This is a genomic window from Pseudomonas sp. S5D5 (assembly GCF_003013355.1).
Classification (GTDB): Bacteria; Pseudomonadota; Gammaproteobacteria; order Pseudomonadales; family Pseudomonadaceae; genus Aquipseudomonas; species Aquipseudomonas aylmerensis.
The window spans coordinates 2,862,070-2,879,244 of the sequence record NZ_PTEO01000001.1 but is presented as its reverse complement, the minus strand read 5'-3'; the positions used below and the strand labels follow the sequence as shown (position 1 = coordinate 2,879,244).

Sequence of the window (17,175 nt, the reverse complement as noted above, 5' to 3'; positions counted from 1 at the left end):
GAAATCAGGTATGCGCACGCACTCATTCAGCCCTCCTCACGGGCATCGCCCATGGGAATCTTCAGGCGGGCCAGCCGATAGAGCAGCGTGCGGCGCGCGACGCCCAGCTCGCGAGCGGTACGCGTGCGATTGCCACGGTTCTTGTGCAGGCAGTCGATCAGGAATACGCGCTCCACCCGCTCCAGGCGTTGGCGCAACGTGGTGTCGACGGGTTCATCGGTGGGCACCGCTGACAAGGACAGGTGCTCCGGCAGGATCACGCCGTCGTCACAGAGCAGCACCGCGCGCTCCACCAGGCATTTGAGTTCGCGCACATTGCCGGGAAAACCATGCCTGGAGAGCTGATCCAGCGCAGCACTCGACCACTCCACGGGCGCGCGCCCCAGGGCAGTGCAGGCCTGTTGCGTGAAATCACGCGCCAGCAGCAGTACATCGCCATCGCGTTCACGCAGGGCCGGCAGTTCAATCGGAAATTGCGCCAGCCGGTAGTACAGGTCTTCGCGAAAGGTCCCTTGTGCGACCATCGCAGCGAGGTCTCGATGGGTCGCGGCAATGATGCGTACATCGACTTTATGCGCCGCTGTGGACCCCAATGGGCGAATTTCACCTTCCTGCAATACCCGCAACAGTTTGGCCTGCAGCGACAGCGGCATATCGCCGATCTCGTCCAGGAGCAAAGTGCCGCCGTGCGCCGTATCAAACAGCCCAGCGTGGTTGCGTTCGGCGCCTGTGAAGGCGCCCTTGCGGTAACCGAACAGTTCGCTTTCCAGAAGGCCTTCCGGAACGGCCGCGCAGTTTTGCACCACAAAAGCCTTGCTGCTGCGCGGCCCGGCGGCATGGATGGCGCGTGCCACCACCTCTTTGCCGGTACCGGTTTCGCCGCGCAGCAGCACCGTGTATGGGGTCCCCATCACCTTGGCGATCAGTCGACAGGTGGCATCCATGGCAGCGCTGTTGCCGATCAAGCCCAACGCCGCGCGAGGAACGGGTGCACAGTCCTGCGGCTGCGCGACACTTTGCGCAGTGCGCATCCGTCGCAGCAACGCCAGTTGCATCAAGGCGAAGCTCGCCAGATGGCCGAGGGAAACGCTGTAGTCCTGCAACGGTTTCGAGTGGTGGCTCGCACACAGCAATACGCCCGCGAGGGTCTTCTGCCGGTTGAACAGCGGCACGCACAACAATGACTGCCAAGGCGTCGCCATCGCGGGCAAGAACCCGGTGTCGTAGACGCTGGTCGGCAGGTCATCAATGCAAAGGCCCTTTCGCTGACTGAGCACATGCTGCAGCACTTGCTCACACTGGGAGTCCGCGTTTAAAACCGGCTCGGCGGCCGGCAGCCCCGCAGGCAAATGCTCGGCAATCAGGCCCAGTCCGCCGGTTGGCTCGTCGCGCCAATACAATTGGCTGAGTTCGCACTGACTCAGTTGCGCGGCCGCCTCGACACACAGACCCGCCAACGTCGTCTCGTCGCCATCGATGCCCAGGCGGGCGAACCACGCCAGCAACGCCTCGGCGTAAGCCACGGGATGGGTCAGCGGGTTCAAGCGGTCATCCGTCATTGGTTGAACTCGCAGCTGGGCTCGCCACGGCTGCCCAGGCCGGCATGCACCCGCGACAGGGGCTCGCCACTGGCCATGGCCTCCAGCAACCGATCCACCACCTGTGGCAGCAAGTGGATCTCGATCCATTGATCGATATACCGGGCACCGCTATCACCATGGGTACACCGCTCAGCCATGTGCGCCACCAGCTCAGGCGTGTAGCTGAAGGAGAGCTTGCGCAGTTGCAGCCTTTGCCCGAGGCGCTCCAACTTGAGCCGGGCCATTTCATGCAGCAGCTCACCGGTGAGCGGGTAGTACGGCACCACCCGCATCCGCGCCAGCAATGCAGGCTTGAAGTGGGCACGCAGCAGCGGTTCAAGCGCTTCTTGCAACACCTGCACATCCGGGCGCCGGCCATCCGCGCACAAGTCGCCGACGGCCTCACTGCCGAGGTTGGAGGTCATCAGGAACAACGTGTTGCGAAAATCCACCTCCCGCCCTTCGCCGTCATTGGCCAGCCCTTTGTCGAAAATCTGATAGAACAGGTTCAACACGTCCGGGTCGGCTTTCTCCACCTCATCGAGCAGCACCACTGAATACGGACGTTGGCGCACGGCTTGCGTGAGCACCCCGCCCTCGCCATAGCCGATATAGCCGGGTGGTGCGCCAATCAGCCGCGACAGCGCATGTTTTTCCTGATACTCGGTCATGTTGAGGGTAGTGACGAAACGCTCGCCGCCGTACAGCAGGTCACCAAGGGCCAAGGCCGTCTCGGTCTTGCCCACGCCACTCGGGCCCACCAGCAGGAACACCCCGACGGGTGCGTCGACCTTGTTGAGCCCGGCGGCCACCGCGCGCAGGTTGCGATCAAGGGCTTGTACGGCTTGCTCCTGACCAAGGAGGCGCGAACGCAACGCGTCGGCAAACCCCATAACCCGCTCATTGGTCTCAAGGGCCAGCTGTTCAACGGGGATGCCGGTCCAGGCGCTGATGACCTGCGCGACCAGGCGCGGGCACACGTGTTGCGCAGACGCTTGCCGCTCCAGCCACTGTTGCTCCAGCGGCTGCCGCTCGCATTCCACTGCCGCCATGCGCAGGTTCAACGCCTGCAAGGCCTGTTCATCGACGACAAGCCCGGTGTCCCTGTCACGGCTCAACGCCTGGTGCTGCAGCGCACCTGCCGCCTGTTCGGCATACAGGCGTTGCAACTCTTCGGGCGCGCTGTCCCGGCTGGTGCGCAAGCGTGCACAGGCGGTGTCCAGCACATCCACCGCCTTGTCCGGCAACTGACGCCCTGCCAGGTAACGGGCGCTCAACTGTGCAGCCGCAACGACGGCATCGTCACGAACGTAGACCCCATGGCTGCGCTCATACACCGGCACCAACCCGCGCAGGATCGAAACCGCCTGGTCGACACTCGGCTCACCGATGAGCACGGGCTGAAAACGCCGTGCCAGCGCTGGATCCTTTTCAAAGTACTGTTTGTATTCCCTCCACGTGGTCGCGGCGATGGTGCGCAACTCGCCACGCGCCAGGGCCGGCTTGAGCAGATTGGCCGCGTCCGAGGACCCGGCCTGGGCGCCCGCCCCGACCAACGTATGAGCCTCGTCGATAAACAGGATCACCGGTTGCGCCGACGCGTTGATCTCATCGATCACACCCTTGAGGCGCCGTTCGAACTCACCCTTGATACTGGCACCCGCCTGGAGCAAGCCCAGGTCCAGCGTCAGCACTCGTACACCCTTGAGAGGTTCGGGCACCTGCGAGCTAACCACACGCAAGGCGAGGCCTTCGACAACTGCGGTTTTCCCCACCCCGGCTTCGCCGACGAGAATCGGGTTGTTCTTGCGCCGGCGCACAAGGATGTCGATCAGTTGCCGGATCTCGGCATCGCGGCACAACACCGGGTCGATACGCCCGTCCTGGGCCTGCCGCGTCAGGTCATGGGTAAAGCGTTCCAGCAAGGATTCGCCATTCGATGCGCAGGGACCTCGAGGCGCCTGGGCCATCAGAAAATCCTGCACGCGCCGCGTGTCCAATCGGCTCAGCACCGCCTGATAGCCACTGCCTGCGTGCTCCAACGGATGGCGCAACAGCGCCAGCAACAAGGCGCCATGATCAACTTCGGTGTGTTTGAGCTCCAGGTGGGCAACCATCCAGGCTTGTTGCAGCCATTGCACCAGGGCCAGGGCAAATACCGGGTTGCGTGACGCGCTCGACTCGCCCTTGGGTTGCAAGGTGGCTCGCAGCTCGCCGGCGTCGATCCCCGCATCCGCCAACGCTCGCATCAGAAGGCCTTCGTGATCGTCCAGCAAGGCCAACAGCAAGTCTTCCACCAGCACTTGCGTGCCGCCGCGAGCCACACAACGCTCGGCTGAACGGGCAAGGTCTTGGCGGGCTTGGGCGGTCAACGTCTGGATCAGGTGTTGCAGGTCCACATTCATCATGATGATTCATCCCTAATTAGCGTTGCTGGCCACAATGACCACACCGTCAGCGCATTCATGCGTCAGCCAGCTGGTCCAACCGAGGTGGCAAACGTTCTGTTCGCCCAGGTGCAATGGCCTTATCGATTCCTTGGCCAGCACCAGGCGCAGGTCATATTCCAAAGGGTCCCGTGCGGTCAGTCGCACCAATGAACACAACAATGGATAGTCCGTGCCCGTGGGTAAAAACCCGTGAAAGCGCTGCCAGTCGAGACCTTGCACGTGCACCCTGAACTTGCCGCTGCGATCGGCAACCCGACTTCCCAGCACTTGGTCCACACCCAGCACACTGTTGGCAGTACCCAGGCGATTTCGCTGTGAATCGGCAATCACCACCGTGCGTTCAACCCATTGCTCGATGTGCACGCGACGGTGCTTGAAGTAGTAGCGCAGCACCGTTTCGATCAAGGCTGCCGAATGCGCGCGCAGGCTGAGCAGGCCCAGGTAGGGCAGCAGCCGCTTGCAGTTCAATGGCACAGCGTTGCGGATCTGCGGCCCCCGCAAGCCGATCAAGGCAAACATCTGCTCGGAAAAAGCATCGCGCGCCCCCGCCTGGAAACACGCCCGATAGCGATATTTGCGCCAGATAGGCAGCATCAGCCGCTGCAGGCGATGGTGAAACAGGTCGAGAAACTCGCGCGTCGTGTTGCCGCCTACGCTGTCTGCAAACGCCTGCTCGCCATAAAACGCAGGCAGTGGCGAACCGGCACCGCACAGGCCCAGCACGTTAAGGCGCAGCCGCGCTCGCAGCAGGCCGCGCTCAACGAAAAACTCCACCCGGTCAATATCGTGACCGGGAAACCCCAGGCCCGGGTTGGCCTGAAACTCCAACTGGTCATACAGCGCGTCGTCATCCAAGGTCGGATGGGCAACACGAAGACGCTTGATCACCTGCAGAACCGCCTGGAACAGCGAGTACTCACGGATGACGCAGGACAGCGCCGTCAAAGCAGGGGTTGCTGGCCCATCCGGGGTGGCCATAGATACACGTCTCCTTGTGTGCTGATGACTCGTAGTTCGTGGAAGGCATTCAGGCTGGCGTAGAGTGCGAAGAACTCATTGAGTACCGACGCGAACACAAACACTTCGCCCTGGCCGAGAAAGCCTTGCGGATCGATCGTCAGGTCGATGCGTAACCCTCGAAACGGCAGGCCACGCTGCAATCGGTCGACGGCCACATGCCTGACGGAGTGCAATGCGCCCAGCCGTCTCTCGCTGACCTTCTGCGCTTGCCGGTCGTGGTAGCGCGGCAAGTCATAGGTTTCGAGGATGACCCTCAGGGCATTGATGTCGCTCAGTGACAGGTAGTTGAGCGACAGGTTGCTGATAAGCCGCCAGAGAAAGTCCTGGTCCAGGGGCGGTGAGAAACTCGCCGTCGGTGCACTGATATTCCGAAACGACAACCCTTGTGGTGTCTGCTCGCACGGTTGGTTGATCATCCCGATCTGAAGCAGCCTGGGCAGGTTGTGGTTGGTACAGGTCAACTCGATAGACAGCGTTTCCTGATCGTGCTCCGGCGCCCTGTCGAACCCCAGCCAGGTATCGAGCCCGGCGTGCTGTGCGGATGGGCGTTGGCGGATGCTGTAGCTGGGTGACGCCTTGGATGCCTCGGCCGCGCCGTCATGCTCGAAGGACTCGAACGGTACGTAGGTCCGATACCCCTGCCCGCCGGGCTGCCAACCGGTGATGCTGTCCACGGAAAACACACAGGCGTGTTCGCGCGAATATTCCCCCGGAATCAGCAGGTACTCGTCCTGTTTGCCGTCCAGGCGGATGGGCACCGCGTCATGCTTGAACAGGTTGACGATCGGCGTGCAGTACAGCTTCACATTCTCCAACGTGGGGTGTCGGGCCCCATGGCACGGATTGCGCAGCTCGAAACGCATCACCACCCCACGCACCTGTCTGAGCTGCTCTGACGGCAAGCTGCGCAGCGCATTCAGCCCGCCGACGTCGACAAACAGGTATTTGTCAGGAAAGGCGAAGTACTCCTGCAAATGGCGATACCCGCGAAAAGTATTCATCGGGTAGGGAATCAACGCGTGCTCCTCGTTGAATCCCACCGGGCTCACCTGGTCGGCACCGAGCCGCAGCGCGAGCGCCTGGCCATCAACGTCGCAGACCGGCAAGCCATCCTGGCCGAAGGGCAACACCTCGATACCTTCGAGATGGCGCAACAGGTCCAGGTACAACCCTTGGCCGAGATAGCGATCGCCGGCCAGGTGCAGGCGCAATTGATCGAAGGTCCACTCACTGAAATTGCCTTCGGCACTCATCTCCAGGCGCAGGCTCAACCGGCCCTGCTGGCCCTGAACGCTGTAGTCCACAGCGTTCAGTTGCAGCGGCAGGACCTGTGTGGCGTAACAGGTACGGAAGCGACAGCGCTCGCCGTTGATGGCCGCACTTTCGACCGGTGTATCCCGCGCAACACTCACTCCCGGCCCCGCATGCTTCAGCGGATCAAACTGCAGGATGCTGAAAGCAGGCATCGGCCGCATGTAGTTGGGCCACAACAAGTGCATGAGGGAATGGGTCAGCTCCGGCAACTCGTCGTCCAGTTTCTGCCGCAAGCGCCCCGTGAGAAACGCAAAGCCCTCCAGCAACCGCTCGACATCCGGATCCTGGCCGGGCTCGGCAAGAAACGGTGCGAGCGCCGGATTGCGTTCGGAGAAACGTCGCCCCAGTTGACGCAGCGCACTGAGCTCGCTCTGGTAATAGCGATTAAAGGACATCCGGCAAGACCTCGACCTGCCCGGCATCACGCAGCCGCGCGGTAAAAACCACTGGTTGCTTGCCCCCAGCGCCCGTCATCACCGCCTCAATGACAAATGCGAGTGCCAACGGGTCGTGATCCCGTGGCAGCGCGATGACCCGCACCTCCTTTAACCGCGGCTCATAAGCACGGATAAACCGCTCGATCAGCAGGCGCGACTGGCTCAATGACTCATGCAGGCTCTGGTTCATATCATTGAGGTCGGGCAACCCATAGTCCGACAGTGTCAGAACGCTGCCCGCGCGGATGCTGAGCATTTTCCCCAGGTGCGCTGCTACAGACGTCACGCCGCAAACGGGCGCAGTTTCCGGGCGATCAAGGCGTTCGAACAGGCTTCGGTTGTGGGTCATCCCCTGCCCCCTGCTCATGCTTTATCGAGCTTGCCAACAAGCGACAGGGTGAAATCCGCCCCCATGTACTTGAAGTGCGGTCGCACGCTGAGGTTCACGCGATACCAGCCAGGCTCACCGTCGACGTCACTGACAACGATGCGTGCCGCCCGCAATGGACGTCGCCCACGCACTTCGGCACTGGGGTTTTCCTGGTCGGCGACGTACTGGCGAATCCACTTGTTGAGCTCCAGCTCCAGGTCGGTGCGCTCCTTCCACGAACCCAGTTGCTCACGCTGCAAGACCTTCAGGTAATGGGCCAGGCGGTTGACCACCATCATGTAGGGCAGTTGGGTACCCAGGCGATAATTCAGTTCGGCGTCCTTGCCCTCGGCGCTGATACCGAACTGCTTGGGTTTCTGCACCGAGCTGGCGGAGAAGAACGCGGCGTTGTCGCTGCCCTTGCGCATCGTCAGGGCAATGAAGCCCTCTTGCGCCAGCTCGTATTCACGCCGGTCAGAGACCAATACTTCGGTGGGAATCTTGGTTTCGATTTCACCCATGCTGTGGAAGTGATGCAACGGCAAGTCTTCCACGGCCCCTCCGCTTTGCGGTCCGATGATATTCGGGCACCAGCGAAAGCGCGCGAAGCTGTCGGTCAACCGGGTGGCGAAGGCATAGGCCGTATTGCCCCACAGATAGTGCTCGTGGCTGTTCACCACATTTTCCTGGTACGCGAAGGTCTTGACCGGGCATTCAAGGGGATCGTAAGGCGTGCGCAGCAGAAAGCGCGGCACCGTCAACCCGATGTAGCGCGAGTCTTCGCTCTGGCGGAAACTTTGCCATTTGGCAAACTGTGGACCTTCGAAGTGGTCTTTGAGATCCTTGAGGTCAGGCAGGCCGGTGAAACTTTCCAGGCCAAAAAAACCCGGCCCGGCAGCCGCGATAAAAGGCGCGTGGGCCATGCAGGCCACACTGGAAGCGTATTGCATCAGCTTCACGTCGGGCGCACTGGGGGAAAGAAAGTAGTTGGCGATCACCGCGCCCACCGGTTGACCACCAAACTGACCGTATTCAGCGCTGTAGATATGCTTGTACAACCCCGACTGGGTGACTTCCGGTGAGTCTTCGAAATCATCCAGCAGGTCCTGCCGCGAGACGTTCAGCAGTTCGATCTTGATGTTTTCACGGAAGTCGGTGCGTTCGACCAGTAACTGCAAGCCACGCCAGGCGGCTTCCAGCGCCTGAAAATCCGGGTGGTGCAGGATCTCATCCATTTGCTGGCTGAGCTTCGTGTCGATCTCGGCGATCATGCGGTCGACCAAACGTTTCTTGACCGGCTCGCCGCTGTTCTGCGGCTTGATCAGTTCTTCGATAAACGCCGAGACGCCCCGCTTGGCAATCCCGTACGCTTCGTCGTCGGCGCCGAGCAAAGTCTGGGCAATGATGTTGTCGAGGATGCTGTATTCATCCACGGCGTGTGCAGGCGTCGCGTTCTGTTGGGTGGTCATGCTGTCAGTGTCCTTTTAACTGAGAATGTCAGGCGGTGGGGCTGTTCAGCCCTAGCTCTGCCAATACCCTTGCGCGGGAAACGTCATCGGCCAGGGCCTGCTCGATTGCTTTGCGAAAGCTTGGCGTATTGCCCAACGGTCCCTTGAGCGCCATGAGCGCCTCACGCAACGCCATCAACTTGTGCAGCTGGGGAATCTGCTCCACCAGGTTCGCAGGGTTGAAATCCTTCATGGTGTTGATACGCACCTGGATGGCCAACTCGGCGGCGTCGTCGCCTTCCTGGAGCCGGTTGGGTACATTCAGCGTCAGGCTCAGTGCCTGCTTGGCCAGCACCTCGTCGAGCGTGTTCTTGTCGAGTGCGACGGGCTTGCGGTCTTCAAGCTTGCGCAGGTCTTCACGCTGGGTGAAATCACCGAGGACCAGCAGCTTGAGCGGCAGCTCAACCTCTTCCTGCGCCCCACCGATAGCTGGCTTGAAGGTGATATTGATACGTTCCTTGGGTGCTACCGAACCGTCTTTGGCCATGGTGCTGCTCCGTTTTCAAGTGGCTCGAAAGCCTATTCAAGTACCGCTTCAAGATCGAAGAGGCACAGCCTGCGATGGGTGTCTTCCTTGCGCTCGCGCACGGCGTGGTTTTGTGGCATCAGGTCGCAGCAGCGGTGCAGGAGCTGGGCCACCTGCAGTGCCAACTGCGGCTCCCAGCGCTCAAGCGCCGACCGTTGCAACTCGTGATCGAGGTATTCGAGCTGGATCTTTGCCAGCTCATGCTTGCCCGCGTGTACACACACCCGGGCCTGTGCGAGACGCCAATGAAACCGGGCACGATCACTGTGGGCGCCGTGCATGCCCTGCTTGAACACAGGGATGACACTCTTGAGCCCGTCCTTGCGCAGCCTGGGCACCGCCTCCTGCAAGGCCTTCTCCCATGGTTCGGCATCGACATCGGCCGCGACCGCCGGTGACTCAGGCCTGCGCAGGTGACGGGTTACCTGCAGCGCGATCCAATCGCGGGTTGCCGGGTCGGCGAACGGTGTGCCGTCGTGAAAGCGATACTCGGGCAGGTTGGGCAAGCGCTGCAGCAACAAGGCAAAAGACACTTCCAGCTCGGTCATGGCCTGATCCGCCTGCAGCGCCTCCAGGCATTGCCAGAGCCTATGCAGCCCGTCGAACCAGAACATGGCACCGGCGAGGCTGGCCTCAAGTTCGAGTATCAGGTCGGCGTGATGCCCTTGGGCAAAACGCTCCTGGAATCGTGTGAGTTTGTCGGGGGCCAGTCCGCGCAATGAGGTGACGTGCTGGTTGTCGGCGTCCGGATAACTGACCAGCGCCAGCCATGCCAAGGTTCGATTCAGGCGTAATGCCCGCAGGTCGGTGGCGCTCTGTCGCAACCACCAGGCACACAAGGGACGAGCTTGCTCCTGCAAGGTGCGCAACATTCTGTGCGCTTGTTTTTCGTTCTCCACCACCGCTTCGGGCTTCAGCAGTTGAGTGGTGGCCTGCTTGACCTGCGCAATCGCATCGCTCAACCCGGCAGGCTGCGGCTCATCGTGTGCAACGCGTTCCAATCGCTGCGTCAGTTGTCGGCGAATCGGCAGCAACAGCGGCGCGTCATCTCCCAGGTGTTCGGTCCACAGTTCATCGAGCCGCACCAGTTGTTCGAGTACGCAGTGAAACAAAGGCTGCTGGCTCTGTACCGATACACTCTGCGCAAACAACGGCTCAAGCCGTAATACCAACCAACGCAGCGCTGCGCTCCGGGTGCGCAGCTTTGCAGGATACAGCGCCGCCCAGTGCTGCTCGCAGAGATAACGCAACAACCCGAGGCCGGCCAGCAACCCGGGGAAGGAGTCACGCTGATGCAATGCCCAGGTCAACCAGACGCCTACGCGCAGATCCTTGGACTGGCGACACAACAGCGACTCACTGATTTCGAGGACCTTGTGCCAATCGGGCTGGCCGCTGCCATGCAGCGATTGCGCCTTCTCCAACTCGGTCTCGAGCGCGTCATACTCATTCGAAAAGCGCATGTCGCTGCCAGCAAAACTTGTTTGCGAGCAAGGCATTTTTGCGACTTCAAGATAATGATCACACAACTTGTCCGAATAAGACATTGAGCACCGCGCACAACTACCAAAGACAGCAAAGGCCAACTAAGCACATTAAATTCGTGCATCAGAATGCCACCTGACCTTCGCTCGATCCGCAACGAAGTTCGCAAACCTTAGCCATGCATTGAACATCCAGCAAGCGAGGGAAGTGCACTTAAGGAATTTCCTACAACCCTTGTAAATCGAGGCGTGCGCAGCAGATTGCACAGGTAAACAAGCATCCAAGCCGTAACTTCCGCCCCTACCCCAAATGCGGCTTATACAAAGCCTATGAGCAACTAATTGCGCACTTCTGCGCAACACACCTCACTTAAAACCGCTTAAAAACACTCCTACTGACTCAATAGTTCGATCAAGAACCTGCCAGACCATTACTTTCATTGGCCCTCGCACTTTCCGGCACGCTTCTTGTTAAGGGTACGTCTCCGACCGGCACACTTGCCCGTTGGAACTACCTCATCAATCAGGCAAGGAAACCGTCATGCCAACACCCGCGTATCTTTCCATCACCGGCGTCAAGCAAGGTTTGATAACGGCAGGTACATTCACCCAGGACTCGGTAGGCAATATTTATCAGGAAGGCCACGAGGACCAGATCCTGGTGCAGGCCTTTTCTCATCAGGTGATCATTCCCCGTGATCCGCAGTCCGGCCAGCCAACGGGCCAGAGGGTCCACAAGCCCCTGATGATCAGCAAGGTGTTCGATAAGTCCTCGCCACTGCTGTTCAGCGCGTTGACCAGCGGCGAGGAGGTCAAGTGCCGGCTGGAATGGCTGCGCACGTCCTCGGCCGGCACCCAGGAGCATTACTTCACCATCGAGCTTGAAGGCGCGACCATCGTCGATATCCAGTCACGCATGCCCAATTGCCAGGACCCGGACAATGCCCACTTCACTCATCTTGAGGAGGTGTACTTCACCTATCGCAAGATCGTCTGGACGCACGAAGTCTCTGGCACGTCCGGGTCGGATGACTGGCGCAGCCCGGTAGCGGGCTGAGGCAACTCGTGCCGCAACGGCAGCCAGGGACGGCGCCGTTGCGGCCAGGTGGCTAGACCATGGCCAACGGGTGCTTGCGCTTGGGGGCGCCGAACACGCGGTCGATGGCGTCAAGGTCATGCTCGTCCAGCACCAGCTTGGCCGCAGCAGCGTTGAGCCGCACATGCTCGGGGTTGACCGCCTTGGGGATGGCGATTACGCCGTCCTGGCGCAACACCCAGGCCAGGGCGACCTGGGCGGGTGAGACCTGATGACGGCGCGCAATCTGCTTGAGGGTCGTGCTGGACAACAACGCTCTGCCTTGGGCAATCGGACAGTACGCCATCAACGGCAAGTGATGTTGTTGCCACCACGGCAGCAGGTCGAATTCGATACCACGCTCTTCGATGTTGTAGAGCACCTGGTTGGTCGCGCAGGCCGGGGATGCAAGTTCCTGCAGGTCGGCCACATCGAAATTGGAGACACCCCAGCGGCCGATCTTGCCCGCCTCGCGCAAACGTTCGAAGGCCTCGACGGTTTCTTCAAGCGGGTACTGGCCACGCCAGTGCAACAGATACAGATCGATATAGTCGGTACCCAGGCGCGCGAGACTGGCTTCGCACGCACGCGGGATACCCTTCTGGCTGGCATTGTGCGGGTAGACCTTGCTCACCAGGAACACCTGGTCACGCCGGCCGCGGATGGCCTCGCCGACCACCGTTTCGGCGCCGCCTTCGCCGTACATCTCGGCGGTATCGATCAGGGTCAGGCCCTCGTCGATGCCCAGTTGCAACGCCGCGACTTCAGCGCGGTGCTGGTCCGGATCCTCGCCCATGCGCCAGGTGCCCTGGCCGACGACAGGGACGGGAACGCCCGCCAGATCAATGGTACGCATGACAATCTCCTGATGAATGTGCGGATTAACAGTGTGGCATTGGCCGGACAAAAGGGTTCAATCGAAGTATGGTTGCGCTCTGCCAAGTCGCCAGGAAGGACCTGCAATGCTGTTTGTCGTGATGCTCGGGGGCAAGCACCCCAGGGCGAAAATTGAAGTGCATGATGTGGTGTTCGCTGCGGCGGACACGCTGGAAGCCACCTATCCGCAACTGCGCGATGGCTGGTTCGGCAGCCCCAAGGGCGTGCATATCGATTCATGGATGGCAGTGGATGGCGTCGACGGCTGGAAGGTCGAACTCAGCCACCTGGCCCCCGAGGCGGGAGCGCATCACCTGTATTTCATCAACCTCGGCGGTTATGAAGCCAACAGCTTCGGCGAGGCCCATCATTACCTGCTGGTAGTCGCGCGCAACAAACAGGACGCCACCCGCCAGGGCAAGCAACAGATGCTGCGCCATTGGTCCCAGGCCCACACCGACGGCGTGCTGGATATCGACGACTGCCTGCCCATCGACCTCGTGGACGGCCGCTACCTGCACCTGGTGCAGGGCCCGCACCGGCCGATCATCCAGCGCAACGACTATATCGTCCTGCCCTGAATCCGGCGCCCTACCCGAACGGGGTATGGCGCCCTGCCCGCCACCTGCCTGACAGTGCCATCAGTCCCTTCGCCTGATAACAGCACAACACAAGGTGGGTCCCCATGCATAAAGCCTTTATCGCCCTGCTCAGCACCGTATTGCTGGCCTTGCCGGCCCTGAGCCAGGCCGCAGACGCCGCGGACAACACCCTGCGTATCTACAACTGGGCGGATTATATCGGCGAGACCACCCTGGCCGACTTCGAGAAGGCCACGGGGATCAAGGTGATCTACGACACCTACGATTCCTACGAGACCGTGCAGGGCAAGTTGCTCTCCGGACGTTCCGGTTATGACCTGGCCTTGCTCAACGCCTCGCTGGTGCCGCTGCTGATCCAGGGCAAGGTGTTCCAGCCACTGGACAAAACGCAACTGCCCGACTGGAAAAACCTCGACCCGTTGGTACTCAAGCACCTGGAAGCCCATGACCCGGGTGTCACCTATTCCGCGCCGTATACCTGGGGCAGCAATGGCGTGACCTATAACGTCGACATGATCAAGGCACGCATGCCGGATGCGCCCATCGGTTCGCTGGCGATGATTTTCGATCCGAAGATCGTGTCGCGATTTGCCGACTGCGGCATCACCTTCATGGATTCGCCCACCGACATGATCCCGCTGGCCCTGACCTATCTGCACCTGGACCCGAACAGTGTCGCGCCCAAAGACCTCAAGGCGGCCCAGGCGGTGTTGATGGCCGTGCGACCGTACATTCGCAAATTCGACTCCAGCGGTTTCATCAACGGCCTGGCCAACGGCGATCTGTGCCTGGCCACCACCTGGTCCGGCGATTACGCCACCTCCCAGGCGCGCGCGACAGAGGCCGGGGCGAAGATCAACCTGGACTACTTCATTCCCCAGGAAGGCTCGCTGATCTGGTTCGATAACTTCTATATCCCGGCGGATGCGCCGCATGTCGCCAATGCCCACAAATTCATCGAATTTCTCCTGCAGCCCGCGACCATGGCCGGCGTGAGCAACACCATCCATTACGCCAACAGCAACCTGGCATCCAAGCCGCTGGTGAATGCCGATATCCGCGACAACCCGGCGATCTACCCCGACGCCGCGACCCTGCAGCGCCTGTTCACGCAAAAAAGCCAGCCACCGGCCGCCGTGCGCCTGATCACCCGTACCTGGAATGCCGTGAAGACCGGCAAGTGACACCCAGCCATTGAAGGTAAATGCCATGACTCTGCCAAATCCTGCTTTCTTCGCCCAGTTCGACAATGCCAAGCTGGACGCCGCCGACAAAGCTCACTACATGCACGGTTTCCATATGTTCGACGAGCACCGTGAACAGGGCTCGCTGAATATTGCCGCCGGCGACGGGGCCTACATCTACGACACCCAGGGCAATCGCTACCTGGACGCGGTCGGCGGCATGTGGTGTACGAATATCGGCCTGGGCCGCGAGGAAATGGCCGAGGCCATCGCCAATCAGGTGCGTCAGCTGGCCTATTCCAACCCGTTCTGCGACATGGCCAATGTCACCGCCATCGAGCTGTGCGCCAAGCTTGCCAGCCTGGCCCCCGGCGACCTCGACCATGTGTTTCTCACCACCGGCGGTTCAACGGCGGTGGACACCGCCTACCGGCTGGTGCAGTTCTACCAGAACAGCCGTGGCAAGCCGGCCAAGAAACACATCATTTCGCGCTTCAGCGCATACCACGGCAGCACGTTCCTGACCATGTCGATCGGCAACAAGGCCGCCGACCGCGCGCCGGAATTCGATTTCATGAGCGACCTGTTCCACCACATCGCCTGCCCCAATTACTACCGGGCGCCACAGGGGATGAGCGAGGCGGAGTTTCTCGACAGCCTGGTCAACGAGTTCGAAGACAAGATCCTTACCCTGGGCGCGGACAACGTCGCAGCGTTCTTTGCCGAGCCGATCATGGGGTCGGGTGGCGTGATCATTCCACCCAAGGGCTACCACCGGCGCATGTGGGAAATCTGTCAGCGCTACGACTTGCTGTACGTGGCCGATGAGGTGGTGACGTCCTTCGGACGCCTCGGTGCGTTTTTTGCCTCCGAGGATGTGTTTGGCATGCAGCCGGACATCATCACCACCGCCAAGGGCCTGACTTCCGGCTACCTGCCATTGGGCGCGTGCATTTTCTCCGAGCGTATCTGGCAGGTGATCGGCGAGCCGGGCAAGGGCCGTTGCTTTACCCACGGTTTCACCTACAGCGGCCACCCGGTCAGTTGCGTGGCGGCGCTGAAGAATATCGAGATCATCGAGCGCGAAAACCTGCTGGCACATGTGGAAGATGTCGGGGTGTACCTGGAGCAACGCCTGCAAACCCTGGTCGATTTGCCACTGGTGGGCGATATCCGCTGCCAGCGCCTGATGGCCTGCATCGAGTTTGTCGCCGACAAGCGCACCAAGGCGCTGCTGCCGGACGCGGTCAATATCGGCGAAAAAATCCATCTTCGCGCTCAGGCCAAGGGCTTGCTGGTACGCCCCATCGGTCACTTGAATGTGATGTCACCGCCACTGATCATCACCCATGCCCAGGTCGACGAGGTGGTCGAGACCCTGCGCCAATGCATCCTCGACACCGCCGCCGAACTGCGCCAGACGGGCGAGTACCAGGGCCAATGAACCTCAACGCCGAGCCTGTCTCGGCGTTTTTGCCTGGGGGTTGGCCTGCGGGTAGACTGGCCAGCATGACGACAGCCCCCGACCCGACCCTGCAGCAACTGGAAGCCTGGCACCGCGCCCTGGCCCAGGCACTGATCCATGTGGACGAGGCGTGCTTCCTCGAACACCTGGCCAGCGCGCTGTGTGTGCTCACGCCCATCGAATCGATGATGATCAGCCTGGAGCGCCAGGGCCTGGCCCCGCACTTGCTCTATCAGCAGGGTATTCCCCGCACCTATCAGGACGAAATCATCCACCGCTACTTCTCGCGCGGCTACCTGCTGGACCCGTTCTGCCTGGCAGTCGACAAGGGCCTGGCCGAGGGCTTCTATCACTTGGCCCAGATCGCCCCGGACGATTTTTTCAACAGCGAGTACTACAAGACCTACTACCTGCGCAGCGGCGGTGCCCAGGAGAGTTACTACATTGTCGACCTGGGGCCACAGAGCAAGATCTCGCTGTGCATGTTCCAGGGCCTCAGCGCCGGGCAGTTCAGCGACGCGCAACTGGCGTTGCAGCAGGCCACCCAGGCCATGGTCCGCGAATTGCTGCGCCGCTTTGGCACCACCGGGGGCCTGGCCAAGGTGATCCGTGATGAAGGGTTTACCCAGACCCAGGCGCACCAGCAAATCGAGGCGGCGTTCATGGGGTTTGCCAGTGGCGTGCTGACCGTGCGCGAGCGCGAGATCGCGCACTTGATCCTGCGCGGCCACTCGGTGAAATCCACGGCCCAGGTGCTGGGGATCTCGCCGGAAACCGTGCGCATGCACCGCAAGAACCTGTACACCAAGCTCGCGATCAATTCCCAGGCGGAGCTGTTTGCGTTGTTTATCGAATGGTTGACCCGCAGCGGCGCCATGGCCCGCGCGTGAGCCACTGGGCATTTACCGGGAACTTTGCCAGGAAATAACCGCCTGAATCCGGTACGCTCACCGTTTTTACTCAAGGAGTTAATCCCCATGGCCAAAGCCACCGCCCGTCACATCCTCGTTTCCACTGAAGACAAGTGCAACGAACTCAAGGCCCAAATCGAAGGCGGCGCTGATTTCGCAGAAGTTGCCAAAGCCAACTCCAGCTGCCCATCCAGCCGCCAAGGCGGTGACCTGGGTTCGTTCGGTCCAGGCCAGATGGTCAAGGAATTCGACAGCGTCGTGTTCAGCGCCCCGGTCAACACCGTGCAAGGCCCGGTGAAAACCCAGTTTGGCTACCACCTGCTGGAAGTGACCAGCCGCCAGGACTGATCCAGTCTGCGCTGATGCTATAAAC

15 protein-coding genes are annotated in these 17,175 nt (G+C 61.0%); 6 read left to right on the top strand and 9 right to left on the bottom strand.

The window, feature by feature from the left end:
- Window positions 1-26 precede the first annotated feature (26 nt).
- The 8 genes from C9990_RS13565 to tssA are packed head-to-tail and all read right to left on the bottom strand — an operon-like array spanning window position 27 to window position 10,752.
- Complete coding sequence (locus C9990_RS13565) at window positions 27-1,559, bottom strand: sigma 54-interacting transcriptional regulator (protein WP_106803595.1); 1,533 nt, start codon at window positions 1,557-1,559, stop codon at window positions 27-29.
- Window positions 1,556-3,988, bottom strand: coding sequence for an AAA family ATPase (locus C9990_RS13560; protein ID WP_106803594.1), 2,433 nt, complete (start codon window positions 3,986-3,988; stop codon window positions 1,556-1,558). Before C9990_RS13560 ends, C9990_RS13565 begins: the two co-directional genes overlap by 4 nt.
- Before the next feature lie 12 nt (window positions 3,989-4,000).
- Complete coding sequence (tssG, locus tag C9990_RS13555) at window positions 4,001-5,008, bottom strand: type VI secretion system baseplate subunit TssG (protein ID WP_065907802.1); 1,008 nt, start codon at window positions 5,006-5,008, stop codon at window positions 4,001-4,003.
- A complete protein-coding gene (gene tssF / locus C9990_RS13550; RefSeq protein ID WP_106803593.1) occupies window positions 4,972-6,759 on the bottom strand; it encodes a type VI secretion system baseplate subunit TssF in 1,788 nt (595 codons plus the stop codon). The genes tssG and tssF overlap by 37 nt, the downstream gene beginning before the upstream one ends.
- On the bottom strand, window positions 6,749-7,150 hold the full coding sequence (gene tssE, locus C9990_RS13545; RefSeq protein ID WP_106805650.1) for a type VI secretion system baseplate subunit TssE: 402 nt from the start codon (window positions 7,148-7,150) through the stop codon (window positions 6,749-6,751). Before tssE ends, tssF begins: the two co-directional genes overlap by 11 nt.
- A 14-nt stretch (window positions 7,151-7,164) precedes the next feature.
- Entirely contained in the window at window positions 7,165-8,640 is a 1,476-nt protein-coding gene (tssC, locus tag C9990_RS13540; RefSeq protein WP_106803592.1) for a type VI secretion system contractile sheath large subunit, read from the bottom strand.
- Between the two features lie 28 nt (window positions 8,641-8,668).
- On the bottom strand, window positions 8,669-9,166 hold the full coding sequence (gene tssB / locus C9990_RS13535; protein ID WP_065907795.1) for a type VI secretion system contractile sheath small subunit: 498 nt from the start codon (window positions 9,164-9,166) through the stop codon (window positions 8,669-8,671).
- A 32-nt stretch (window positions 9,167-9,198) separates the two neighbouring features.
- Complete coding sequence (tssA, locus tag C9990_RS13530; RefSeq protein WP_106803591.1) at window positions 9,199-10,752, bottom strand: type VI secretion system protein TssA; 1,554 nt, start codon at window positions 10,750-10,752, stop codon at window positions 9,199-9,201.
- Between the two features lie 478 nt (window positions 10,753-11,230).
- Here tssA and C9990_RS13525 point away from each other — a divergent pair, with 478 nt between their 5' ends.
- Window positions 11,231-11,746, top strand: coding sequence for an Hcp family type VI secretion system effector (locus C9990_RS13525; protein WP_106803590.1), 516 nt, complete (start codon window positions 11,231-11,233; stop codon window positions 11,744-11,746).
- A 52-nt stretch (window positions 11,747-11,798) separates the two neighbouring features.
- Here C9990_RS13525 and C9990_RS13520 read toward each other — a convergent pair whose 3' ends face one another.
- Window positions 11,799-12,620: an aldo/keto reductase gene (locus C9990_RS13520; protein ID WP_106803589.1), complete on the bottom strand. Its 822-nt coding sequence runs from the start codon at window positions 12,618-12,620 to the stop codon at window positions 11,799-11,801.
- Window positions 12,621-12,726: 106 nt separating this feature from the next.
- Between C9990_RS13520 and C9990_RS13515 the strand changes: the two genes are divergently transcribed.
- The 5 genes from C9990_RS13515 (at window position 12,727) to C9990_RS13495 (ending at window position 17,150) form a co-directional block, all read left to right on the top strand.
- Window positions 12,727-13,221 carry a DUF1543 domain-containing protein gene (locus C9990_RS13515; protein WP_065907782.1) on the top strand — a complete coding sequence of 165 codons (495 nt, stop codon included), beginning with the start codon at window positions 12,727-12,729 and terminating at the stop codon, window positions 13,219-13,221.
- Between the two features lie 104 nt (window positions 13,222-13,325).
- Window positions 13,326-14,426 carry a polyamine ABC transporter substrate-binding protein gene (locus C9990_RS13510; protein WP_106803588.1) on the top strand — a complete coding sequence of 367 codons (1,101 nt, stop codon included), beginning with the start codon at window positions 13,326-13,328 and terminating at the stop codon, window positions 14,424-14,426.
- Between the two features lie 25 nt (window positions 14,427-14,451).
- A complete protein-coding gene (locus C9990_RS13505; RefSeq protein ID WP_106803587.1) occupies window positions 14,452-15,870 on the top strand; it encodes an aminotransferase in 1,419 nt (472 codons plus the stop codon).
- Between the two features lie 65 nt (window positions 15,871-15,935).
- Window positions 15,936-16,781, top strand: coding sequence for a helix-turn-helix transcriptional regulator (locus C9990_RS13500; RefSeq protein ID WP_106803586.1), 846 nt, complete (start codon window positions 15,936-15,938; stop codon window positions 16,779-16,781).
- An 87-nt stretch (window positions 16,782-16,868) separates the two neighbouring features.
- Window positions 16,869-17,150 carry a peptidylprolyl isomerase gene (locus tag C9990_RS13495; RefSeq protein ID WP_065887453.1) on the top strand — a complete coding sequence of 94 codons (282 nt, stop codon included), beginning with the start codon at window positions 16,869-16,871 and terminating at the stop codon, window positions 17,148-17,150.
- The last annotated feature ends 25 nt before the right edge of the window (window positions 17,151-17,175 follow it).